Origin of the sequence: Ruania halotolerans, assembly GCF_021049285.1 — a bacterium.
Taxonomy (GTDB): Bacteria; Actinomycetota; Actinomycetes; order Actinomycetales; family Beutenbergiaceae; genus Ruania; species Ruania halotolerans.
The window spans coordinates 281,945-306,364 of record NZ_CP088017.1 but is presented as its reverse complement, the minus strand read 5'-3'; the positions used below and the strand labels follow the sequence as shown (position 1 = coordinate 306,364).

Annotated in this window: 13 protein-coding genes and 2 riboswitches; of the genes, 4 read left to right on the top strand and 9 right to left on the bottom strand. The window is 67.4% G+C overall.

The window, feature by feature from the left end; genetic code table 11:
• Positions 1–30: 30 nt before the first annotated feature.
• Entirely contained in the window at positions 31–3,522 is a 3,492-nt protein-coding gene (locus LQF10_RS01415; RefSeq protein WP_231065729.1) for a hypothetical protein, read from the bottom strand.
• A 268-nt stretch (positions 3,523–3,790) separates the two neighbouring features.
• Positions 3,791–3,880, top strand: a riboswitch (glycine riboswitch).
• Positions 3,881–3,995: riboswitch (glycine riboswitch) on the top strand. It begins immediately after the preceding riboswitch.
• A gap of 86 nt (positions 3,996–4,081) precedes the next feature.
• On the opposite strand from LQF10_RS01415, the gene LQF10_RS01410 reads away from it, so the two are divergent.
• The 4 genes from LQF10_RS01410 (at position 4,082) to gcvP (ending at position 10,023) form a co-directional block, all read left to right on the top strand.
• On the top strand, positions 4,082–5,506 hold the full coding sequence (locus LQF10_RS01410) for an L-serine ammonia-lyase (RefSeq protein ID WP_231065728.1): 1,425 nt from the start codon (positions 4,082–4,084) through the stop codon (positions 5,504–5,506).
• 16 nt (positions 5,507–5,522) lie between these two features.
• The gene (locus LQF10_RS01405) at positions 5,523–6,764 is read left to right on the top strand and encodes a glycine cleavage system aminomethyltransferase GcvT (RefSeq protein ID WP_435531423.1); all 1,242 of its coding nucleotides are present in this window, start codon (positions 5,523–5,525) and stop codon (positions 6,762–6,764) included.
• A complete protein-coding gene (gcvH, locus tag LQF10_RS01400) occupies positions 6,761–7,141 on the top strand; it encodes a glycine cleavage system protein GcvH (protein WP_231065727.1) in 381 nt (126 codons plus the stop codon). Before LQF10_RS01405 ends, gcvH begins: the two co-directional genes overlap by 4 nt.
• A gap of 71 nt (positions 7,142–7,212) precedes the next feature.
• Positions 7,213–10,023 carry an aminomethyl-transferring glycine dehydrogenase gene (gcvP, locus tag LQF10_RS01395; RefSeq protein ID WP_231067401.1) on the top strand — a complete coding sequence of 937 codons (2,811 nt, stop codon included), beginning with the start codon at positions 7,213–7,215 and terminating at the stop codon, positions 10,021–10,023.
• A 93-nt stretch (positions 10,024–10,116) separates the two neighbouring features.
• Here the strand turns inward: gcvP and LQF10_RS01390 are convergent, their stop codons facing one another.
• The 8 genes from LQF10_RS01390 to LQF10_RS01355 all read right to left on the bottom strand — a co-directional run bounded on the left by LQF10_RS01390 (position 10,117) and on the right by LQF10_RS01355 (position 24,357).
• A complete protein-coding gene (locus LQF10_RS01390; protein ID WP_231065726.1) occupies positions 10,117–11,364 on the bottom strand; it encodes a Dyp-type peroxidase in 1,248 nt (415 codons plus the stop codon).
• Positions 11,361–12,707 (bottom strand): right-handed parallel beta-helix repeat-containing protein, encoded by a 1,347-nt coding sequence (locus LQF10_RS01385; RefSeq protein ID WP_231065725.1) that lies wholly within the window; start codon positions 12,705–12,707, stop codon positions 11,361–11,363. Before LQF10_RS01385 ends, LQF10_RS01390 begins: the two co-directional genes overlap by 4 nt.
• Before the next feature lie 5 nt (positions 12,708–12,712).
• On the bottom strand, positions 12,713–13,459 hold the full coding sequence (locus LQF10_RS01380; RefSeq protein ID WP_231065724.1) for a hypothetical protein: 747 nt from the start codon (positions 13,457–13,459) through the stop codon (positions 12,713–12,715).
• 133 nt (positions 13,460–13,592) lie between these two features.
• The gene (locus LQF10_RS01375) at positions 13,593–18,350 is read right to left on the bottom strand and encodes an SdrD B-like domain-containing protein (protein WP_231065723.1); all 4,758 of its coding nucleotides are present in this window, start codon (positions 18,348–18,350) and stop codon (positions 13,593–13,595) included.
• A 245-nt stretch (positions 18,351–18,595) separates the two neighbouring features.
• Positions 18,596–21,034 carry a LuxR C-terminal-related transcriptional regulator gene (locus LQF10_RS01370; protein ID WP_231065722.1) on the bottom strand — a complete coding sequence of 813 codons (2,439 nt, stop codon included), beginning with the start codon at positions 21,032–21,034 and terminating at the stop codon, positions 18,596–18,598.
• Between the two features lie 4 nt (positions 21,035–21,038).
• Positions 21,039–22,580: a glycosyltransferase family 2 protein gene (locus tag LQF10_RS01365; RefSeq protein WP_231065721.1), complete on the bottom strand. Its 1,542-nt coding sequence runs from the start codon at positions 22,578–22,580 to the stop codon at positions 21,039–21,041.
• Positions 22,577–23,458, bottom strand: coding sequence for an ATP-grasp domain-containing protein (locus tag LQF10_RS01360; protein WP_231065720.1), 882 nt, complete (start codon positions 23,456–23,458; stop codon positions 22,577–22,579). The genes LQF10_RS01365 and LQF10_RS01360 overlap by 4 nt, the downstream gene beginning before the upstream one ends.
• Positions 23,458–24,357, bottom strand: coding sequence for a PIG-L deacetylase family protein (locus LQF10_RS01355; protein WP_231065719.1), 900 nt, complete (start codon positions 24,355–24,357; stop codon positions 23,458–23,460). The genes LQF10_RS01360 and LQF10_RS01355 overlap by 1 nt, the downstream gene beginning before the upstream one ends.
• Positions 24,358–24,420 lie beyond the last annotated feature (63 nt).

Genomic DNA, 24,420 nt, shown 5'->3' with positions numbered 1-24,420 from the left:
GCCAGGGGGTCGGATCGACGCCGGAACTTCTCAACTGCGAGTGATGATCGCTCGGTGACGGACGACCAGTACCAGGCTGCCAAGCAGCAGCGCGCTCAGTGCCACCAGGGCCAGGTGCATGCCACCGGCTCCGGTGTCGGCCAGCCCGTCGTGATCACCATCGGCGCTCCCACCGGCGGCGGGCACCTCGACGATCTCCAGCGGAGCCCATCCGATCAGTGCCCCGTTCTCGGTCTGGACGACGACCTTGTGATCGCCCAGCGTGGCATCAGGCGGGATGGTGACAGCGATCGTCCCGTCGGCAGACACCGTTCCCGAGACCAGCAGCACCGGATCCGAGTGCAACCACACATGCACGCCCTGTCCGGCCGCGCTCGGAGCGCTCACCTCGATCGACTCACCCTGCTCGGCTGAGGCCGGCACGCTCACATCGCCACGGGCGTCCTGGGTCAGGTCCTCCTCCGGGGTACGCACCGGCATGGTGCCCGGGTCCGTCGGATCCGTCGGGTCGGTCGGATCCGTCGGGTCCGTCGGGTCGGGATCGGGGACGTCATCGCACTCAGTCGGCAAGGCGATGGTCGAGCCGATCGCGGCCCCGGTGATGGTGTTGCATCCCTCGGTCGCCGCGACAGCGCTGCCGGAGAAGACCACTTCCTGAGCCGCGGCATCAACTGCCACGTTCAGCTCCTGACCTCGATAGGCAATGCCCTGCACGGCACCGTCGACCTCTGGAGTCACGACCGCATGCGGTGTGCCCAGGTCCATCCGGTACCCGTTGTTGATCCAGACTGAGTCGATCACGGCTGCTAGGCCGAAGATCGACGGCCGCACCCCCACCGGGATCGCACCCTCCGGCGACGGGTTGTAGGCCTCCGCGAAGGACCCGCTGCTGATGATCTCTCGCAGTACAGCATTGACCAAGGTCTCCGCCTGCTCGGCCTCACCGTTCTCCAGCAGCCCATACAGCGTGTATGACATGTTGGTGTACTTCACGTCGGCGAAGCCGGCGAACTGCTCGTTCGGATCGTAGGACGCGTCCACGAACGCCTTCAGTGCGCCGATTCGCTCGTCGTCCAAGCCGTCCACGTGCAGTGCCATGGCGGTCTGGAAGAGGTTGCCGTAACACCCGCTGCGAGGACCGCAGGTCGGGTCACCGGGGAAGTAGTACTGCCGCGGTGGGCTCTGAGTCGGCGTGTCCCAGTAGTGGTCTTCGTATCCGGTGAGGAGCTCCGCGCGCAGGTCCGCCAGCATGGCGATGTCCTCGGTGTGGCCCAGGACCTCGGCGATCTGGATGCCGAAGTCGACGTCCACGATCAACGACGTGACAAACTCAGCATCCCGCTCGCCGGGGTGGTCGTAGGCGCCGTAGACCCAGCGGGGGTTCTCGGCCTGCCACTGCAGCAGCCGGATCAGCGAGTCGTAGCTGGTCGCCAACTCGTTCTCGTCCCCGGTCATCTCATACAGCACCCACGCGGCCTGAGCCTTGCGGCTGGGCAAACTCTCCCCACCCAGGGAACCCTCGTCATCGACGAGTGTCATCAGCCCGTTGTAGGAGTCCCACGCCGCTTCCGGGTCGATGTAGGCCAGGAGCTGGACTCCGATGAAGCTCTCCCACGCCGCCGCCGATCGTGCCCCGTCGGCCCCGTGGTTCCACATTGAAGGCTTACCGGTCGCCACTGTGCGATAGGCGAACCCGGTCTCGGGCTGAGGCGGCAACACGTTGGAGTACAACGCCACGAACGCCCGGTAATACGCACTGCGCACCTCCTGTGCACTCACGCCCCCGTCCTCGGGCAACGCGCGCAGGTCGAAGTCCTGCGGGTGCGGCACCCCGGCCAGCGCGTCCGCCCAGAAGTCCACCAGAACCTGACGAGCATCACTCACCGGCGTACTCGCCGCCTGCTGCGCGCGAGTCACCGCCTCCGCCGTATCGTCGACGGAGAACCCCGCCCCGATCCGCACCTGCGAGGTGCCCGGCTCAACGGCAGCCACCCAGACCCCCATTCGGGACGTGGGTTCCCTCGACGCGGGCCCCCCGGCAAGCATCTCGTCACGGGACTCGAAGAAGTACACCTCATCCAGACCCGGCATCGCGATCGCATACCGCATGTGGTCGCCGACCACCGTGAGCACGCCGGCCTGTGCGTCAACGCTCACCGACCCGACGAAGGATCCACCCACGCGGAGCACCTGACCATCACCTGCCGATTCGTCAATCTCCAGCTCACGCACGATGCCATCGTGACCGACCATGGTGTCTGCTCCCTGGACGACAGTTCCGCCGGGGTAGGTCGCGGAGAAGTCCAGCGAGGCCGGGGACCAGAAGTTCTCGAACTCATCAGCGCCGTGGACCCACTGCTGGCCCTGCGCCGCACTCACCATGCGCACACTGTCGACGACGATCTGCGCGCCACCACCGACAGCGAACAGCTTGATCGTGAACGATGTCGAGCCCGACCACCCGGTCGCAGCAGCAACATCGAAGCTATGCACACCGGACTCGTTCGAACCCGCCTCCAGATCGATATCAGCCCCACCACCAGCACTCACCTTCAGTGCCCAGTCCCCGGACGTGCTCGGCAACGCCAGCCGCAGCACCGGGAACTCATCCAGATCCACATCGACCCCACGCTGAATCGCGCCATAGCCGTACTGGTTCTCCGGCAACACCGACAACGTCAGCGCACCATCAGCAACCTCGGCGCCCATACCCGCACCGACGTCCCACTCCAGCGTCTCGGAAGTGAAATTCTCGACGAAACCAGCCTGCTGGCCCTGCAACCGCAGACTGTCCACCTGGATCTGCGCATCCCCACCGACCGCGAAGAACTTGATCGTGAACGTCTGCTCACCACCCCACCCCGTGATCGAGCTCAGGTCGAAGCTGTGCACACCCCCAGCAGAGGAACCCGGCTGCACCTCGATATCCACATCAGCACCATCGTTGAGCTTCAACGCCCACTGCCCACTCACCGACGGCAACGCCACCCGCAGCACCGGAGTCACATCCAGATCCACCGTCACCTCACGAGCCATCGCAGGCCACGGAACCGGCGAATCAGGCAACACCGACAGGTGCGCCACACCATCAACAATGCTCACGTCCAGACCGGGTTCGGGCACCCACTCGTCCGAGAACTCATCGAACTCATCGGCAAACCCGACCTCAATCCCACTCGGATCATCAGCCAAGACCGGCGGCTCGCCAGCAACTCCCTCGAACAACTCGAAGAAGTCAGGCATCGTCACCGCCTCGTCATTGGCGTAATACCCCGCACCCAGCGGCATCGACGGTCCAGTGTTCTGCTCAACCTCCGACTCCGGCAGATAGAAGTTCTGCGGATTCAACACCAACCGCGACTCCGGCAAACTCATCGACCGCTGCTGATCCGGACCACTCAACGCCAGATCCAACGGATCAACCACACCACCAGGAACACCAGCCGCACCCGCGACCGGGCCCGCAACCACCACCCCCACCACAAGCACCCCAGGCATCAACACTGCAGAGAGTCTCCGCATCAGGAACTCTCCCTCCTGCCACAACAGCGTGGCTTCATGGAACAACGTTGTCTTTGACACTAGCCAAAGATTGCTCGCGCCACAAGGGATCCGGGCGAACTGTGACGCCGTGCTGCGCGAGCGTGCCATTGACGCGGTGGCGCCAGCACCTCGCTGGACTCTCGACCCGAAGGCTTCGCTTCCGAGGCACACCGATCTGGTGTCTTCGCCCAGGGTTCTGCTCGGCAACCTTGAGCGATAGACTCGGCCCACAACTTCATCCGACCGCTGATCCGCCATGGGAGAACGTCGCAGCCGCGGCTGCCGTAGGAGCAATTCCTCCCGGGAAACTCTCAGGCCCACGCACCGTGGCGGTAGGTCACTCTGGAGAGCGGTGCCTGGATCTGAAACACCCAGGGCGCCCGCCGACGGGGCAAGCGAACGCGCACTTGGCGTTCTGCACAATCTCTCAGGCACAAGACAGAGCGGGGGGAACTCACCGCATGAGCGGTTTCAGCGACGCAAGGAGTTCCTCGATGCCAGCACCCGCACACCTTTTCCAGGCAGTTCACTACGTGCCATGAGTGCGCCATACGTGGGGATCTTCGACCTCTTCACCGTGGGGATCGGGCCGTCCAGTTCGCACACCGTAGGTCCGATGAGCGCTGCCCGGGATTTCGTCGACAAGCTCGGTGACGCTGTGGCGAACGTGGCCGGCCTCGAGGTGGAGTTGTACGGCTCACTCGCTGCCACCGGTCGCGGGCACGGCACCTTGACGGCGGTGCTGCTGGGTCTGGAAGGGTGCGCCCCCGATCGGATCCGCAGCCACGAAGTGGCAGAACGCGCTGCCCGGATCGCCCGGGAGCACGCTCTCACCCTCGGCGGTCGCACCCCGCTGCCGTTCGACGCTGACCGCATCGTGCTCACCCCAGGCACGGTGCTCGCACGCCACAGCAATGGCATGCGCCTGCGCGTCACCGACGCGGCCGGGGCTGTACTGGACGAGGCCGTGTACTTCTCCATCGGTGGTGGCTTCATCGTCCGGGAAAACCCCTCCGCCGCCGGCGAGGAGGGCGACAGTGACGGAGACGGCACCCCTACTCGCAACGACAGCAGCACGGCAGGCGTTCCCTTCCCTTTCGAGACAGCCGCGGAACTGCTGGAGATTTGCACGCACGAGAGCCTCAGCATCGCCGACGTCGCATTGCGCAATGAGATGGTCATCCGTGATGAGAATGAGGTTCGCGCCGGGGTGCTGCACATCCGGGATGCGATGGACGAATGCGTGGCAGCCGGGATCTCCGCCCAGGGCGAGCTCCCGGGCGGACTGAACGTCCGCCGTCGGGCGCCGGCCTGGGCCGACCGGCTGCGGCAGGAGGATCCCGGCCGCGATCCCGGCTACGCACAGGAATGGGTGAACCTGGTGGCGCTTGCCGTGAACGAGGAGAACGCGGCCGGTGGCCGTGTGGTCACGGCCCCCACGAATGGTGCTGCCGGCGTGATTCCGGCAGTGCTCGACCATGCCCTACACTACGGCGCCGCGGTGCAACAGGGCACGTCCCGCGATGACATCACGGTGACCTTCCTGCTCACCGCCGCCGCGATCGGGGCGTTGTACAAGTCACGCGCGTCGATCTCTGGGGCCGAGATGGGCTGTCAGGGTGAAGTCGGGTCGGCGAGCTCGATGGCGGCCGGTGCGCTGGCAGCCGTGCTCGGTGGCAGCCCGGAGCAGGTCGAGAATGCGGCGGAGATCGCGATGGAGCACAATCTCGGGCTGACCTGCGACCCGGTCGGCGGGTTGGTGCAGATCCCATGCATCGAGCGGAATGCGCTCGCCGCCGGGAAGGCCGTCAATGCCGCGAAGATGGCGATGTGGGGTGACGGCACGCACCGGGTCTCCCTGGATCAGGTGATCGAGACGATGCGGCAGACCGGTCTGGACATGAGCGACAAGTACAAGGAGACCGCCACTGGTGGGCTCGCCGTCAACGTGGTCGAGTGTTGACCAGGAAGGAGACAACGTGACCACATCGACGAGCGATTCCCAGGCAGGCGGGTCCGGCTCCGGGCCACAGGGTTCGCTGCGGGAAACCCCGCTGCGTGCCGAACATGAGAGGCTCGGCGCCACCTTCACCGATTTCGGCGGCTGGTGGATGCCGGTGCGGTACTCGTCCGATATCGCCGAGCACCATGCGGTGCGCTCGGCTGCCGGACTCTTCGACATTTCGCACATGGGCGAGATCATGGTGCGCGGTACCGATGCCGGTGCGTTCCTCGACTATGCGCTCGCCGGGCGGCTCTCCGCAGTGAGCGTGGGGCGGGCCAAGTACTCGATGATTCTCACGCCCGAGGGCGGCATCATCGACGATCTCGTCCTCTACCGGCTGGCCGACGATGAGTTCCTGGTGATCGCGAATGCGGCGAACCGGGAGAACGTCGCTGCGGCATTGTCCGAGCGGATCGGCCAGTTCGAGGCGACTGTGACCGATGAATCGGACTCCTATGCACTGATCGCACTTCAGGGGCCGGTGGCCGTGCGGATCCTCGACGAGGCGGTGGCCGCCGGGGCGATCACCGAGCTGGGCATGCCGCTGGCGGAGGTGAAGAACTACGCGTTGACGGACGCCTTCTTCACCCCGGGTGAGGTGGCGGTCGATGATCGAGCCCAGACCGACCACAAGTTCACCCCCGGCGAGGACCGTGCCGGTGCGGAGGCGACGCCATTGCTGCTCGCCCGCACCGGGTACACCGGTGAGGACGGGTTCGAGCTGTACGTAGGTGCCGAGCACGCAGCCGCGCTGTGGCGAACGCTGCTGACCACGGGTGAACCGCATGGGCTGGTGCCCGCCGGGCTGGCCGCCCGGGACACGTTGCGCCTGGAAGCGGGGATGCCGCTGTATGGCCACGAGTTGTCCGCCGATATCGTGCCCGCACAGGCCGGCTTGGGCCGCATCATTCCGCGCGACAAGGGCGACTTCGTGGGTCGGCCGGCGCTGGAGGAACGCCCGGGGGCGCGGGTCCTGATCGGCCTGGTCGCGCACGGGCGGCGCGCCGGGCGCGCGGGGTATGCCCTGTACGACGGCGAGACTGAGGTCGGCCAGATCACCAGCGGCGCGCTCTCCCCCACGCTCGGCCACCCGGTGGCACTTGCGTATGTCAACCCTGCCGTGGCCGAACCCGGCACTGCCCTGACCATGGACGTGCGCGGAAATCGAATCCCCGCCACCGTGACCACCCCGCCCTTTTACCGGAGGAAGAAGTGACCGACGTGAACGCCCTGCAGTACACCGCCGAACACGAGTGGATCGCCACCGAGGCCGATGTGGTGACCATCGGGATCACCGACTACGCCGCCGATCAGCTCGGTGACGTGGTGTTCGTGGACCTCCCAGCCGTCGGTACCGAGGTGAAGGCCGGAGAGACGATGGGGGAGATCGAGTCCACCAAGTCCGTCTCCGAGCTGTACGCCCCGGTCACCGGTGAGGTGGTCGAGGTGAACGAGGCCGTGGACGCCGATCCCGCGCTGGTGAACTCGTCCCCGTTCGAGCAGGCCTGGCTGGTGAAGGTCCGGGTGACCGGTGAGGTGACCGGACTCCTTGACCGCGCCGCCTACGAGGCTCTCACCGGGGCAGGGTCTTGAACACGACGAGTCACCGCCGCAACTCCTACGCCGACCGGCACATCGGTACCTCCCCTGCCGAGCAGGAGACCATGGCCGCGACGCTCGAGATCACCCAGGCCGACCCCGTGGCGGCCATGATGGACTCCGCAGTTCCGGGCGTGATTCGTGGACTCGGCCGCGCCGGGGCGACCATTCCCCAGGCGGGAGCCACTGAAGCCGAGGTGCTGACCGAACTGCGAACGCTCGCGGCGAAGAACCGGGTGCTCACCCCGATGATCGGGCTCGGCTACTCGGACACCCTCACCCCGTCAGTGATCCAGCGCAACGTCCTGGAGAACCCCTCCTGGTACACCGCCTACACGCCGTACCAGCCGGAGATCTCCCAGGGCCGGCTGGAGGCCCTGCTGAACTTCCAGACCATGGTGGCTGACTTGGCCGGGCTACCGACGGCGAACGCGTCCCTGCTGGACGAGGCGACCGCCGTCGTCGAGGCGATGCTGGTGGCACGACGGGCGGTCAAGTCCAGCGCCCCGGTATTCATCGTCGACTCCGATGCGCTGCCGCAGACCAAGGCGGTCCTCGCTGTGCGTGCCGAGGCCGTGGGAATCGAGCTGGTGGAACTGGATCTCGCCGGTGGTGAGGAGCTGCCGGAGCAGGTGTTCGGCGGATTCATCCAGTACCCCGGCGCCTCCGGGAACGTGTGGGATCCCCGCGGCGCGATCGACGCACTGCACGCGGCCGGTGGGCAGGCGGTGGTGGCCGCGGACCCTCTGGCACTGACGCTGCTGGCCTCCCCCGGTTCGATGGGCGCGGACGTGGTGGTCGGCTCCACGCAGCGGTTCGGGGTGCCGCTCGGCTTCGGCGGCCCGCACGCCGGGTACATGGTGGTGCGGCAAGGGTTGGAACGCCAGCTTCCGGGACGACTCGTGGGTGTCTCGAAGGACGCCGACGGTCACCTCGCCTACCGGCTCGCACTGCAGACCCGCGAGCAGCACATCCGGCGGGAGAAAGCGACCTCGAATATCTGCACCGCGCAGGTGCTGCTCGCCGTGATGGCGGGGATGTACGCGGTCTATCACGGGCCGCACGGACTGCGCGCGATCGCTGAGGAAGTCGCCACCAAGACGGCGTGGCTGCGTGATCAACTCAGCGCCGGTGGCGCCGAGGTGCTCACCGGCTCCTTCTTCGACACGCTGCGGGTGCGCGTACCCGGCCGTTCGGCCGACGTGGTGACGGCGGCCCACCGGTTGGGCGTGCAGCTGCTGCAGGTGGACGCTGACACGGTGGGCATCTCCGTGGGCGAGGCGACCACTCGCGGCGACCTGGACGCCGTGGCCGCCGCATTCGGCGGCTCACCGGATGGTTCCGGCGGGCCGCCTGCGGAGGCGAGCGCCGCCGTCGGTCATCTGCCTGAGGCGCTGCGGCGCGACGTGGACTACCTCACGCACCCGGTGTTCAGCACGCACCACTCCGAGACGGCGATGATGCGCTACCTCAAACGCCTCGCCGATTCCGACTACGCGCTGGACCGGGGGATGATCCCGCTCGGTTCGTGCACGATGAAGCTGAACGCGGCCACCGCGATGGCCGCGATCACATGGCCCGAGTTCGGGCGGATCCACCCGTTCGCTCCGGTCGGGGACGTGGGCGGGTATCTGGAGATGATCGACCAGCTCACCGAGTGGCTGGCGGACCTGACCGGGTACGACGAGGTGTCCCTGCAGCCGAACGCCGGCTCGCAGGGTGAGCTCGCCGGATTGCTCGCGATCCGCGGATACCACCACTCCCGCGGGGACGCCGGGCGCGATGTGTGCCTGATCCCCAGTTCGGCGCACGGAACCAATGCGGCCTCGGCGGTGCTCGCCGGGATGCGTGTGGTGGTGGTGGCGTGTGACGAGATGGGCAACGTGGACCTGGCCGACCTGCGGGCGAAGATCGATGCCCACGCCGAGCAGGTAGCAGCCCTGATGATCACCTACCCCTCCACCCACGGCGTCTACGAGCACGACGTGCTGGAGGTCACCGCTGCCGTGCACGAGGCCGGTGGCCAGGTCTACATCGACGGTGCGAACCTGAACGCGCTGCTCGGGCACGCCCGCTTCGGTGACCTGGGCGGGGACGTCTCGCACCTGAACCTGCACAAGACGTTCGCGATCCCGCACGGCGGTGGGGGACCCGGCGTCGGGCCGGTGGCGGCGAAAACGCATCTGGCGCCGTTCCTGCCCTCGCACCCGTACGCGCAGGGGGTGGAGGCATCGGGCAGTGCTGGTCCGGTGGCCGCCGCACCGTACGGTTCGGCCGGGATCCTGCCGATCTCGTGGGCGTACGTACGGATGCTTGGGCTCGAGGGACTCACCGAGGCCACCGATGCCGCGGTACTCGGGGCGAACTATCTGGCCGCGCGGCTCGGCGAGCACTTCCCGATCCTGTACACCGGCGAGCATGGCCGGGTGGCGCACGAGTGCATCGTGGATCTGCGCCCGCTGAAGGCAGCCACCGGGATCACCGTGGACGATGTGGCCAAGCGGCTGATCGACTATGGCTTCCACGCCCCCACGATGAGCTTCCCGGTGGCGGGCACGTTCATGGTGGAACCGACCGAGTCCGAGGACCAGTCCGAGCTGGACCGGTTCGTGGCGGCGATGGCCGCGATCAAGGCGGAGGCCGAGCGGGTCGCTGCCGGGGAGTGGCCGGCCGATGACAACCCGCTGGTGAACGCCCCGCACACGGCGGCCGCGATCGCGGCGGAGTGGAGCCACCCGTACTCGCGGGAGATCGCGGTCTTTCCGGCCGGAGTGGGGGCGGCGAAGTACTGGCCACCGGTGCGCCGGATCGACCAGGCACATGGGGACCGGAACCTGGTGTGCTCCTGCCCGCCGATCGAGGCGTTCAGCTCCTGAGGGACCGTCTGAACCCACTTTTCGTGTTCGAATCCGGTGAGCATCGGGTTCGAACACGAGAAGTGGGTTCAGATGCGGGCGGGATCGGGCGCTTTAGTTCCTGCCGCCCGCCGAGCCCAGCGGCCGGTCGGGGGTGAAACCGGGAAGCACGAGGAATGTGCCGCTCGCGGTCACGCGCGTGTAGTCCATCAGGTCGTCGATCTCGTCGAGCCGCTGCTGGGTGCGCACGAACGTGCGCAGCTCGCGCTGGAAGCACATGAACAGCAGGCCAGAGTCTGCGCCGCCGTTGTCGAAGGCATACCCGCGCCGGAGCATGAGATGGCTGCCGGTGAACGAGGGGTGCGCGGCCCGCACGTGGGAGCGCGCCGGGGTGCGGAACTCACCCTCAGCTGTCTTGGCGAGCAGATCCACCTCGTCGGTGGGCCCGCCACCGCTGAGTGGTGCACCGTCGAAGCGGCGGCGGCCCACGATCTGCTCCTGCCGGTCAATCGTCTCGTTGCGAAATGCTTCCGCGTCCAGTGCGATTCGTCGGACCACCAGCACGGAACCGCCGGCCGCCGGCCCGTCCGGAATCCAGACGTTCTCGGCGAGTTCCTCGGTGCTGCGAGGCACGATCACGCCGTCGTGGAAGCCGAGCGGGTTGCGCACGATCGTGCCCTCCCCCTGGCCACGGAAGCACCGTTGGCTCCAGCGCTGCTCGCCCCCGTCGACGGCGGAGGTCACCGCGGCCAGTGCGTCCGCCGTGGCGTTGGGGTCGCTGCTGTAGGCGGCAAGGAAGAGGTCGCCGCCGCTGCGTTGCTCGGCCAGGTCCGTATCACTGCCGAACCGTGGGAGCGTCTCCGCGCCCGGTACGCCGGATCCGTAGAGGGACTGCACCACGGACGGGCCGACCCCGACCGTGAGGGTCAGGTCTGCGGGACCGTCAGGGAGTTCAGGGGTCGCAGTCGTCGTCAGGCGGGTGATCTCGGTCCCGATCGCAGCGAGCACCGCCCGCAGGTGACCGGCGTCGTGACGGTTCAGATCGAGTACGGCCACGCAGCCGTGCTGCTGCGGGGTAGCGGGTCGATCGATGCCGGCCTGGTGGTCCTCATGTGGCGAGACCGGGGCCGGTGCGCGAACGTCCTGGCGCGGAGGGGACTCCGGTTCGGTGCGACCCGCCCAGGCGGAGGCGGCCACGGCACCGAGGCCGGCGGACCCGGCGCCGATCGCGAGGCCTCGCAGCACGTGCCGGCGTGGTGGTGCCGCCTGCGAGGAGTGGCTGGCAGGGGTATCGGTGCCCGAGGCGATACCAGCCCTCTCCGTGCTGTCGGTGCTGTCCGCGTGGTCGTCGCGCCCGGTCACGCCATACCTGCCCGATCGGCAAGGAAGCCGGGCTCCGGCACCTCGAACTCCACCGGATCCGGCATGGACACCTGAGCAGGCAACGGATCAGGGACGTGCTCGTCAACGGGCATGCCGGGCTGCTCCGGTGGCGCGGGCACTTGCAGGAAACTGATCCCCTGCGGCACCTCCACCTCGATCAGCTGGCCCCCTCCGCCGTCGGCCGTACCTTCCGGGCACACGGCGTCAGCCAGCGACTCCGGACTCGTGCTCGCCCCGTCGAGGCCCTCATGGCAGTTCCCGGCCGATGGCGCACGATCAGCCGAACCATCGACCAGATCCACGCCATTGCCGCCCAGCACGCCGGCGCGCAACACATTCCCGCTCGCGGGCAAATCCTCGGTGTTGGTCAGCAGCACCCCCGCTGCCGGGTTGTTCTCGATCCGGTTGTTCTCCAGCACGTTGTCCTGGCCGCCATTGATCCCCACGCCGATACCGAACCCGCCGAGAGCATGCGCAGGCGATTCCGCGCTGGTGTTGGCGCTGATCAGGTTGCCGACCACCACATTCGCGCGCTGTGGGGTGAACGCCTCCTGATAGTTGGAGATCAGCGTCATCCCGATCCGGTTTCCGCTGAACCGATTCCCTGCGATCATCACCGAATCGGACGCATTCGCGTTCTCGAAGCCGATGGCGTTGCGTTCAGCGACGTTGCCGGTCACGAGCACGTCGCACTCCTCGCACTGGCCCACGTAGAACCCTGAATCCGCTGAGCCGGAGGCGTAGGAATCAGCGATCCGACCGTGCCGCGCGTTGAAGGCGTAGATCCCGTAGAGGCCGTTGTTGTAGGCGGTCACGTGATCGACCGCGAACCGTTCCAGCGGTGGGAACTCGGCCGGATCGAGCTCGGTGTATCCCGGCCCACCATGCGCGAGCGGCCCGCTCTCGTCATGCATGCTGGTCACGAGCACCCCGTAGAACAGTGCCGAGTGCACGGTGAGGTTCTCGATCCGCACGCCGTCCGCAGTGGCGACAACCCCGAACGAACGCACCCCTGCGCCGTCGATGATCACCTGGTTGCGATCCGTCCCGCGTAAGGTCACGTTCTCGACGTCGATGGTCACCTCTTCGGGATAGGTGCCCGGTTCCACGAGCACGAGTCCGCCCGGGGCCACCTCCTCCATCGCCGCACCGATGGTCGCAGTGTCGCCAGGAACACGCACGACGGCGGAGCTCCCTTCAGCGGTCGAACTCTCCTGGCATCCTGTCAGCACCAGGCATCCGGCGAGCAGACCGGCGGCCAGCATCGTGGCGTGGCGGCGCGCTCGTTGCCGGCGCATCGTCATCCTCTCGGTCGTGGTCATGGCGGTCAGTTCAGTTGGCTGAGGTCGAAGGTCACGTCTGGGGCGTCGACAAGATCGACCACCGCCCACTCCGCACCTCCGCCGAGGGCAAGTTCGAGTCGGTGGAGGGTGGAATCTGCGCCCACCCAGTAGCGCACCTCCGCGGTGGCACCATCAGTATCGGGGGGCTCCGCAGTGGCGACCGTCTCAACAGTGTCCGAGGACGGTCCGCGGAAGACCGTCACGTCCGTCCCGGCCACCGAGTCCTCTCGCAACCATCGGGCATCCGTCTGCGCGAGGAGTACCGGATTGTCCGGGCGATCGCTGCCGAGCGAGATCAGCACAGCCAGCACGGCGTGCAGGCGAGACTGCTCGGGAGCCAGCGACGAGGACGTCCAGCCGTCCGCGGGCGGCGGCAATGGCGCCGCTCCGGGTGGGCTCGGCGCACCTGTGGCGACTCCCTGGCCCGTCCACGCAAGCGTCGACGATTCCTCGCCCGGGATCGCCACGGTTCCATACCCGGCACCGGCGGGGAAGTCCACCCAGGCGTCCACCTCGTATCGGGTGCCCGAGTCGGTGACGGCAAATGTCACCTCACGGACGCCGGCGTCGAAGTTGCGGAACCGGGTCAGGGCAAGAAGTTCTACCTCTTCGGTACTCAGTGGCCGGGAGTCGTCGCCGTCTCCAGCACAACCCCCGAGCAGGAGGAACATGATGACGGCGCTGACGATCGCTGGAATCCGCACCCCGCGGGTTCGGCGGCCTCTGCTCATCTGCACTCGATCTCCTGGGACTCAAACCACGCGGTCCGGCCCCGGACCGGGCACGAGGCCTGGTCCGGGGCCGGATCCGAGTGACGGTGACCGCCCGGGGGCCGGAGGTCACCGCCAGCTCAGTGGCGGTAGGTCAGCCTACCTGCCGGTTTCGGGCTCGGACGGTGATCAGGGCGGCGCCGGCAAGTACCGCCAGGGCACCCAGCATCGCGAGGATGGTCAGCCCGTTCGCGCCCGTGGTCGGCAGTTCGTCCGGCGGGCTGGCGCAGACATCATCGACCAGGACGAGCCCTGCGCCGGTGACGGTGGCAACGTTGAGGAACCCGCCGGTACCGCCGTCCGTGCCTGCTGGCGGGCAGCCCATGGCTGCCGTACCCAGCACCGACTCAGCGATGGTGCCGTCCACCGTGACCTCGTAGACGTGCACTGTGCCCGCCGCAATCGGTACGCCGGTGGCGATCACCAGATCGTCCCCGTCCCCGGTCCAGGCCGCACTGGCCTCTACTCCGTCCGGAGTGGAGGTCACCTCAGCATCGGTCACAGCAATACCCTCGCCGTAGTGCAACTCATCGGTCAGGTCGTAGGCGGTGTCGTTCTGCCCGGCGTTGGTCACCTCGATCTCATAGGTGATCGTGTAGGCGCCGTCGGCGTCCAGATCCGGACCATGGGCGATTGTCTTGTCCAGCTCCACCACCGCAGGTTCCGGACACACCACATCTTCGGCCGCCAGATCGTTGTGCCAGATGCCAGCCAGGTTGTTCAACCCGCCTTGCTCGTCGGATCCGGGTTCGGGGCAGGTGAACGCCTCGGTCACGGCTGCCGGGTCCGTCGGATCCTCGATGGTGACGAGCACCTGCACCTCGTAGGTGTGCACGGCGCCTGCCTCCAGCGAGACGTCCACGGCGATCACTGAGCCGTCGAGTTCTTCCTCGCTGCCGGTCCAGCCGTCGTTGACCTGCACACCCTCCGGTGCGCCTGTCACGCCGGTCTCCAGCACCTCGATGCTGTCGTCGAACCGGAGCAGGTCGGCCAGGTCATAGTCACCCGCAACCTCCCCGGTGTTCGTGACGTCGATGCCGTAGGTCACCAACCAGGTGCCGTCACCCTGCGGTGCGGGGGAAGCGGCATCGGTGGTCTTGTCGATTGCGAATTCCGGCGGTGCAGCACACGCATCGTCATCCTCGACCGCCCCGGCCTCGTCGGTCAGGTGAGACACGTTCAGGAAGGCCCGCTCCTGCGGATCGGAGTGATCGACCGCCTCGTCACCACAGGTCGCCGGATCGATCCCGTCGACCGGGTCGGCGAAGCTGAGCGGGACGTCCGCCAGCACGCTTACCTGGTAGACGTGTGGGGCGTACCCCTCGTCGTCAGTGCCGGGCATCGTCACACCCGATGCGATCCGCAGACTCTCCAGCCCGTCCCAGGCCGGGTCCTCCAGCGCCACGCCGTCCGGGGACTGGCTGACCGCAGAGGAGGCGACATCGATACCCGCACCGAAGTGCAGTTCATCATCGAGGTCGTAGACGACCGACTCCACACCCTTGTTGCTTACTTCGATCTGGTAGACGATCTCCCACTGCCCCTCGCCGACCGGCTCAGCCGAGACGAGCTCCTTGACGTGGGTGACCTCACCCACCTCACGGCACTCGTCGTCGTAGTCGGGGTAGCCGTTGAATGAGGTGGATGCCTCGTTGTACAGACCTGTCGTAGTGCCACCGGCACCTACGGCTGCATCCGCACACGCGGACGGATCCGGTGTCACCTCATCATCGGCGTCGGGCAGATCCACGGTGTAGCGCACGCTCACCTCGTAGGTGTGCACGCCATTACCGTCGATCGGAACATCGGCGGCCACGACGTCGTCGCTGACACCGTCGTAGGCGTCGTTGAGGACCGTATCGGCCGGGTCGAGCGCAATCGTCTCGATCGAGCCGTCCACGATCTCGATACCCTCGCCGAAGCGCAGCGGATCGGTGAGATCGTAGGTGGTGGACGCACCGGTCTCGTTCGTCACCGTCAACCCATAGGTGATCGTGTACTCACCGGGGTTCGTCACCGGATCAACCACGGCCGGCTCGCTCGTGACGCTCTTGTCGACCACGACCTTCGGCAGCTCACCGCACTCGTCATCGACGAAATCGCTGTGATTGTCCGGATCCATGGTGGCCTCGTTGAACAACCCGGTGGTCGGATCGTTGTCGCCGGAGGTCTGGCCGTCGCGGCAGCCGAGTTGTTCGGCGTCCGCGAGCGCTTCGCCGGTCTCAGGATCGGCTTCCAGTGCGACCGTGACCCGGAGGAGGTAGACGTGCTCGGCCTCGTTCTCGACCGTGGACCCTGCCGTGATCGGCATGTCCTCGGTGATCACGCGCATGTCGTCGACGCCGTCCCAGTCCGCGTTCAGCGCAGCGCCGTCCGGGCCGGAGACCACCTCGGTGTCGGTGACGATGATTCCCTCGCCGTATCCGGTCAGGTCATCCGCGAGCCCATACGCCCCATCGATTGCGCCGGTGTTCTCGGCCACCAGCTCGTACTCGAGCACCCACGTGCCGTCATCCTCAGGTGACTGGGTCGGCCCGGAGACGGTTCGTTTGTCGAACTCGTAATCGATGTTCGAGTACCCGAAGTCGATCGTGTGGTCGTTCTCGCCCGGCCCACCGGTGGTGATGGCCGCATAGGGGAAGTCCCCCTCACCGGTCGCCTCAACCAGACCATCGGAGTCGTTGCGGTCCGCGTCCACGGAGGCACCATCACCGGTGTCCGGGACTGTCGGATACCAGTTCTCCAATGGACCTCCGGCCGCATAGTCATCCGGGTTGTCCACCCCGACGACGTAGTCGGTGTTGGTCATGAGCTGGTAGTCCTCATCGAAAGAGGAGAAGTAGTACTCGCCCCGCTCGTTGGTCAGTGTGCTGCTGACCAGGGTGCGCGTTCCATCGCCAGCGACCTCATACAGGTTCACCGTCGCACTCTCGACTGGCGACTCGTCCGGATCCTGCACACCGTCGTTGTCGTTGTCGTACCAGACGTAGTTCCCGATCTCAATCGGCGCGGCTGACGCGAGCACCGTCGCCGATCCGAGCCCATTGCCCTTCGCGGTAACCGGGTTCCCCACCGTGGAACGGATCACCGCACCAGACGGTTCATAGGTCGCACCGCTCTCGTGGTAGAGCCTCCGTGTGCCCTCCTGCAAGCTCCCGTTCGCGACGTGCACGCCCGTAGTCATGATCCCGTCCGGACGGCTTGGCATCACCACCACCGAACCCGTGGACTCATTGTCGTGGCCTGCGATATTGCTCAACGAGGTGTCGAGGAAGCGGAACCCTCCCGGTCCGCCGTCTCCCTTGAGCGCGCCGGCGCCGGTGACACCCTTGTGCACACCGTTGTTCTCCATCGTGAACGTGCCGTCCCCGTTCGGTGCCGCCATGAACACATCACCCTCAGACCGCACGGACGTGAGGCGGTCATCACCGTCATCGGGGTCACCGCTCAGGTAGGTGCTGGTTCCCCACACGTCACCGGTGAGGTCGCGCACCGGAATCACCAGGTCACCATGCAGCACCTGGACGGCGGCCACCACGGGCTGGGGTTTGATCGTTGGTCGCGAATAGTGGCTCGCCTCAGTCGCCCATGGTTCGAAGTACGGGTTGAGGCCGGTCGGCCGGTCGAAGTCGAGCGGGAAGTCCAGCACCGGCGTGAGCGTTGCAGGGCTCTCCGCGTCGAAGCTGTACACGTAGCCGTGCAGATCGAAGCGGTCCTGGGACGTCTCGGCGGTGTCGGTGGCGGTGACGTACATCGTCCCGGTCAGCGGGTCAGCGCTCACCCCGTAGGGCCGGATGTCTCCCGTGAACACGTCATCGAAGCGGAACTCGTCGACGGCGACCGGTGGGGCCGTGGGGTCGCCGCCGGTGTCGATCCGGATCAGCGAGCGGTTGTGCAGGTTGACCGCAAACAGGTAACGCTCATCGGGGCTTAACGCGATCTGGCCGATGCCGGCACGGCCCACGTTGTTCCATGCCTGAGCATCCCGTGCCCACTCATAGGTGGGGTTCTCCGCTGTCCTGCTCGGGCGCAACCCGTTCGGATCGGTCGGATCGGCGCTCGGGTCCGGGCCACCGAGGTCGATTCCGTGAGCGGCCAGGTCGACGTAGACATCAGCGGAGGCAGTCGGCGCACTCCAGTCCGCGCCATCGGGGGTCACGCGGTAGATCGCGCCAATCCCGCCCGGGCCGAAGGCCGAGTGGCGGCGCATGTATGCGGAGGCGAAGACGGTGGGAACGCCTCCGACCTCGTCGGCGCGGGTCATGGCGGTCCCGTTTGTCGCACCGACCTGACTGAACGGCACGACTCCGGTCTGCGGCACCGGCTGCGCCGTCTGCCCAGACGTGCTCTCGGCGTCCCACAAGATCGCTCCGGACGCCGGCGATGCGGCATACTCCCCGTCGATCGTGCCGTATTGAATGATCGGGAGGTACACCCGCGGGGTGTTCTCCACATAGGACGTGGGAACCTGGAAGGAGAAGTCCACACCCGCGGCACCGACGCCGTCAGCGACAGTGGCGAACTGCACCGTCGTGCCGTTGGCCGGGTCCCCGTCACGTCCGACGACGGAGGGGCGCCACTGGTCCCATTGCGCGCCGTCGGGCAGGTTCGCTTCTACCCGCCACTGCGTCGCATCCGAGGTCACCGGAAGGGTGTAGGTCCCATCCGCACCGGTGAGAACCGGACCGGCGATGCTTCCATCGGAGTCATAGGCGATCACTTCGATCCCGGGCAGGCCCGACTCGTAGGTGTCGAATACACCGTTCGAGTCGTAGTCCTGCCAGATCGAGCCGGTGATGTCGTCCCCGGTAGTCGCCGTGGCCGTACCGGCCGCACCCAGTGCGACCACCATCGAACCAACCATCGCCGCCGTCGCCGACAACGCCGTAGCGCGCCGACCTCTCCCGCGTACCTCGTGCACTCGAACGTCCTCCCACGCGCCCGAAGGCGCCATCGTGGGCGGCGCGGTGCAGCCACCCAACCGCCATCCAACTGGTCCGTGAGGAGTGGCACCAGAGCCGCCCGGGGTGAAGGCGGGGTGAAACGAGGGTGAAGCGAGGGTGAAACCGGGTTGATCAGAGCGTGGGATGATCCTGATCACGCATCGGACACCAGGCGCATGGCGTGGGCCACCCGGATCGCCTCGGAGCGAGACGACACCTCCAGCTTGCGGTAGAGCATCCTCAGCTGGGATTTGACCGTGTTCGGCGAGACATGCAACTCGCCGGCGAGCCGGCGCACGCCTTCGGTCCGCACGAGGTGCGCCAGCAACAGCTGCTCGCGATTGGTCAGCGCCACCGGTGCAGTGGCGGCGCGCAGAGCGTCACGCATGCTGACCAATTCAGCCGTGAACCGGCGGGGCAACGGGTCCAGCTCCAGCCCATCCGCCTGCATGATCAACTGGGAGAGTTCCTCGCGTCCCTGCCGTGCGAATGGCTGCCGCTGCCCGTTCCGCGCTCCAGTCGCCAGCGCGGCCTCCAACCAGCGGTCCGATTCCCGATCCTGGCCCAGGCCACGATGGGCCATCGCGAGCAACACGTTCCCCCACGCGGTATGACGACCGATGCGACCGTTGTGGCCCTTGATGGTGCGCTGGAGCCGGGCGAGGGCCCCGGCATGCTCCCCGCTGGCAATCTCGGCACGAGCGCGCAGCAACTCCACGTCGTACAGGTCCTCCGGATCGGCATAGTGCTCGGCCAGCACCTCCAGCGTGACGCTCGGTTGCCCGGTCGCGGCCAGTGCCTCCGCCTGGGCGACCACGAGCATCCGCCGCTCGAAACCGGAGAGCTCGTGATCAGCGAGTGCCGTCTGGAGCATCTCGGTGTGGGTCAGCGCGACGTGCGGACGCCCCAGCAACTCCAGCGCCATCGCGTGAAAGCACCACCCGAACAGGTCCAGCACCACAGGATCCGCCACGGTCACGGCACCGACGTCGTCGGCACGCAACTCAAGCAAGGTATCCACATCGACCGCACGCACGGCTCGAATCAACTCGACGAGCCGGGCGACCTTCGGCCACACCGGAGCCGTACCCGCGATCCCGGCGTGGGAGTGCCGCCACCACGCAGTGGGATCCGCACCGAGAGTGTGGACCAATTCCTCAAGCTCCGCGGCCATCTGCCCGATCCGCGCCTGACCGGCCTCACGTGCGAACTGAACGGCCGCGACGAACCGTTCGGCCGCCGTCGGCAGCGCACCGACGCACATGGCACTCAGTCCCGCCTGCAACAGCACCGCCGCACGAGTGCCGGCGGACAGCGCCGGATCCGCCAGCGCGCGTTCACCCACCGCATGGGCCCGATCGTGGCGGCCAGCCGCCCGAAGGCTCACAGCATGCAGCGCCGTGGTCATCGCCCTGCCCGCGCCGCTGAGGTCTCGCGCCGATTCCGCCGTGGCAAGTAGGGCTGCAGCCCGGTCCTGATCAGCGGGCGCTATCGCACCGGTGTGCCCTTCATGGGTGACGTCGATGAGCGCCCGAACCAGCGCCACCAGGAGGTGAGGATCGGGATTAGGGCCCAGCCGGGTGAGCCGTTCGCGCACCACGGCAACAGGAAGTTCGGCGAGGTGCTCCCAGTGCCTGGCCATCAGCTCGGCTCGCGCCCCGTCGAAGGCAGGAGTGTCGATCATCGCCGCGGCATCGTCGAGATGCCCCGCTACGGCCCACCCATCCAGCAAGGGTTCGACGATCTGCCAGTGGCGCGCAGTGGGCACATCGGTACTGAGCCTGCGCTGACATGCGGCCCGGATTGCTGGAGCGAGCGCCAGACGTCCGGCAGCCGCCTCTGCGATCACACCGCCGTCCCGCATGACGCGCAGTGCGGCCATGCCATCATGAGGGCGCCCCCACAACGACTCCATCGACCCGGCGGAGAGAGTCCCACCCTGTGCCGCGAGGAGGGAGACCTCCCAGAGGTCCCAGGGCACCACCCCAGCCGATGCGGCGGCGGAAAGCTCGGCCACCGCATCATCACAGCCTCGGGCGAGAGACTGAGAGTCATACCCGCCATGTGCTGCCGCTCTGCGCACCACAGCGTCAACGGCCACGGAGTACCCGCCGGTCGCAGCAACGATCTCGGCCGCCTGCGTCAATGACACGTTCACACCGATCTCGTCCGCCCATGCGGCGGTCTGCTCGGCGGTGAAGGCAAGGTCGTGCGCCACGATGGCCACTTCGGGCCGAAGGGAGCCGGAGCGCAGACCTTCCGGCCAGCCATACGGGCTGACGACCGCAAGGATCGCCGTCGGCCAGCATCGACGGCAGGCGCGGATCGACTCCACATCGTGCGCTCCGCCGTCGTGCAATCGCACGACCACCACATCGGGAGACCCGCAGTCGGCTGCCTCGGCATCCCGGGGCACCGCACGCGCAGTACTCCACCACAGCGCTCGGTAACCCCGCGCGGCCAACCACTGACGTACGACCGTGGCCCGGCCGCTGCCGTACGGGCCGCTGATCAAGGCCACTGATCCAGGGCCGAGGTGCCCCAGCACCGATATCAGCGACGAGCGCTGGTGGGCTGCGGGACCGCCGTCCATCAGATCAGGAAACCTCACTTCGCTGTGCCAAAAGTCCGCCTCCCGGCAGTGCGCCCAGCACAGAGGGAGAGCGTTCACATCCGTTCCATGGAGAGTCTATCCACGTGTGGACGTCCCGGACGGCCACCGCCGTAGCCGGAGTGGCACGGTGCCGCGGTGCACGGCGAGCAGCCGGAGCAGCGGGGATCGTCATCCCGACCTGCCGCATCGTCGCGAACGGCGCCTCGGCCGCGACGCCAAGGGACTGGTCGGTGCCGGTGTCACCGGTCGAACCCACTCCTAGTTCGGCCACGCTCACCACGCCGGTGCGCACCATCTTGTTCCAGGACGCGGGACCACCCCTGGCCTCCTTCCACAACGCACACGCCATCACGGCTGCCAGCGCAGTGGAGTAGATCGGCCACAACGGCAACGTCCAGAGGTGCCGAAGGTCGCGCGCGGCGCGGTTCAGCAGCACAGCAAAACTCACCACGGCCAGGGACAGAGCAATACCCAGCCATCCGAGTACGCCGAGAACGGAGCGCTCCACGGGGAACTGATCGGTCACGGCAACCAGTGGCAGCGAGGCCAGGACGAGCAGCTGCAACAGGGGCATGACCACCATGGTCAAGGTGTTCACCACGAGGTACGCACCGAAAGTGCGATAGCGCAGGTTTCCGATCATCGAGGCGTGGATGCGCATCGTCTGGAGCAGACCGCGTGCCCAGCGGACGCGTTGGCGCCAGAGCGTGCGCAGCGTCGATGGCGACTCCGCATAGACCAGCGCCCGGGGTTGGAACACCACCCGGAACCCGGCTCGGTGAACCCGCCAGGTCAGTTCCAGGTCCTCGCCCACAGTGGTTTCGTCGAATCCGCCGATCTGTTCGAGCACAGCACGCGGGAACGCCCCCACATTTCCCGAGACGATCGGAAGGCAACCGAGCATGGTCAGCGCGCGCCGCACCAGACCTGTGCCGGCGTGGGAGAGCACGGCGAGTAGCCGCGTCTGGATGCGGTTGAGGTTCACCGGGCGGTCGTCACCGCACACGGCACCGACGTCCGGGTGATTGAAACCGCGGAGCATCTCCGCCACGGACCCTGGGGCGAAGATCCCGTCGGAGTCGACAAAGAACAGCACCTCCCCGGTGGACACGGCGATGCCCCGGTTGAGCGCAGCACCTTTCCCGGCATTCTCCTGCCGCACCGACCGGACCTGGGCATACCTCGCGGCCAGCGCCGCCGCCACCTGGGGGGTATCGTCCGTGGATCCGTCGTCGACGATCACCACCTCGATCCGGTCATAATCGCTCGCGACCAGCGACCGCACGCAGTTGGCGAGCACGGGGCCCTCGTTGTAGGCGGGCACGATCACCGATACCCAGGGCCGCTCATCCAGCAGGGTGTGATGACCGCGTCGCCGCCGGCGGCTCTCCCGCCATTCGAAAGCCACCGCCAACGGCACCGCGACAAGCTTGATGATCCCGAAGACCATCAACGCCAGGCCGCCCCAGAACAACACCGTGGCCGCCACGGCGCCGAGTCCGTCGATCCCGATGGGCACGTTCACGCCTCACTTCCCACGGCGAGCCCGCGTTCGGCGAGCATCGCCTCCAGGACCTCCGGTGCCGCCGTGCTGTTCGCCCCGAATCGCGCATTCACCTCGAGCACCACCGGTCGCCCCAGAACATCCCGGCGTACGTCCACATCGACGGGCCCGGTCAGTCCGAGAGCCGCCACGGCGCGCCATGCCACCTCGGCCACATCGGGAGCCTCCACACGGCGTACCGCAGTGGCGTTGCCGATGTGGCCGCCGGCCAGCGAGACCTTCTCCAGCACCACTGTGACCCCCTGAGCGCCGGTCCCGCGTGGGCGGAAGACCATCGGTGCGTACTCCACCCCTGGGGCGAACTCCTGGACGATGTGATCGGCCGAGACGGTTGGCCACGAGACATCGCGGTCGGAGGAGACAGTCTGCACACCCCGTCCCCCGCGAGAGATCCGCGGCTTCACCACCACGGGTACCCCCCAGAGCGCCGTGGCATCTCCCACTGAGGCGAACTGCTCCGGCCGCGCGAAACGAGGGACCGGCACGCCGGCGGCGCGAAGCACCTCGGCGGTGCGGAGTTTGTCGTCCGCCACCGCCACAGCGTCGGCGCCAGCGATCACCACCTCGCACCCGTGGACCCATTCAGCGGCGGCAGCGGCGATCACCGGAAGTTCCTCACTCACCGTCGGCACCACGAGCCCAATGCCCTCCGCCCGCACCAGCTCACGCAAGGCAGGAAGGAATGCCGGGTCGGCCGCCGCCGGTACCCGGGACACCGGCACGGGTGCACCCGCCACCGGTGCCATATCCGCCGCGACGACGTCCACACCGCGGGCGTGCAGCAGCGTGGTCACCGCGCGGCCGGCCGGACCGCCGGCTCCCGTGACGAGCACGCGCATCACAGGTCTCCCACCGCGGAGCCGAGGAGCCGGACCGGCTCATACGCTTCGGCGAACTCACGCTTGGCCTGGGAGCCGCGGAATGTGGCCATCCCTCGCAACCGCTGGGCACTCATGTACGGCTTGCCGGACTGGTTGCGGTGCATACGCACCGCCTGGACCTTGATGTCAACGTAATCGGCGATATCGATGAACACGCTCGGATTGAAGTCACGAGTGACCGAGGGCGATTCGTAGCACAGGATCGTGGAGTGCTGCCGGGCCGCACGCAGCGTCGCGGCGTGAACGGCGGCGTGGTCCTGGTGCTGATCATGCGCGGAGTGAGTCAGGATCACATCCGGGGCGATCTCCTCAATCGCTGCCTCCATGGCCATGACCAGCCCCTGGGTGACCTCCTGGAGCATCGTGTCCGGGAAGTCGTGCACCACCACGCTCTGGGCGCCGAGGAAGGTGGCTCCCCGGCGGGCCTCGAGGATGCGCTCACCCTCATCTCCGCCGACTGAGCCCTGGCTCATCACCAGCACGTGAACGTCGTGACCGGCATCGACGAATTTGGCCAGGGCACCACCGCAGGCCAGCTCGAGGTCGTCGGGGTGTGCGCCGATCGCCAGAATCCGACGAGGGGCCTTGACTGGTGCGGTGGCGAACCGGAGCAGCACCACGGCACCGGCGTAGCCGATCAGCAGGGCCACCGAGGCCACGGCAACACCGACGGCGAATGGGGAGCCGGGCGCGAACCACAGGGCCTGGGCGTTGGCGGGAACGAGGACGGCCACGATGGTGACCGCTGCGGCACGTACCGCGGGTGCGTGCCGGACGTGCCGGGCAATCCAGTCACCCTGAGTGAGCACCACGCTCAGGAGAACGATCGAGAGGATCAGGGTCAGGACATGATGCATGAGTTCGTCTGCTTCTTTCGGACGGTGCGGGAACGGCGCACCACAGGTGGATGGGGATGGATG

Coding starts and splice junctions, on each gene's coding strand:
- LQF10_RS01410 (WP_231065728.1), top strand. CDS start 4,082: ATGAGTGCGCCATACGTGGGGATCTTCGACCTCTTCACCGTGGGGATC.
- LQF10_RS01370 (WP_231065722.1), bottom strand. CDS start 21,034: ATGGACGGCGGTCCCGCAGCCCACCAGCGCTCGTCGCTGATATCGGTG.
- LQF10_RS01355 (WP_231065719.1), bottom strand. CDS start 24,357: ATGCATCATGTCCTGACCCTGATCCTCTCGATCGTTCTCCTGAGCGTG.
- LQF10_RS01415 (WP_231065729.1), bottom strand. CDS start 3,522: ATGCGGAGACTCTCTGCAGTGTTGATGCCTGGGGTGCTTGTGGTGGGG.
- LQF10_RS01375 (WP_231065723.1), bottom strand. CDS start 18,350: ATGGTGGTCGCACTGGGTGCGGCCGGTACGGCCACGGCGACTACCGGG.
- gcvP (WP_231067401.1), top strand. CDS start 7,213: ATGGCCGCGACGCTCGAGATCACCCAGGCCGACCCCGTGGCGGCCATG.
- LQF10_RS01360 (WP_231065720.1), bottom strand. CDS start 23,458: ATGCGCGTGCTCGTCACGGGAGCCGGCGGTCCGGCCGGCCGCGCGGTG.
- LQF10_RS01385 (WP_231065725.1), bottom strand. CDS start 12,707: ATGACCACGACCGAGAGGATGACGATGCGCCGGCAACGAGCGCGCCGC.
- LQF10_RS01380 (WP_231065724.1), bottom strand. CDS start 13,459: ATGAGCAGAGGCCGCCGAACCCGCGGGGTGCGGATTCCAGCGATCGTC.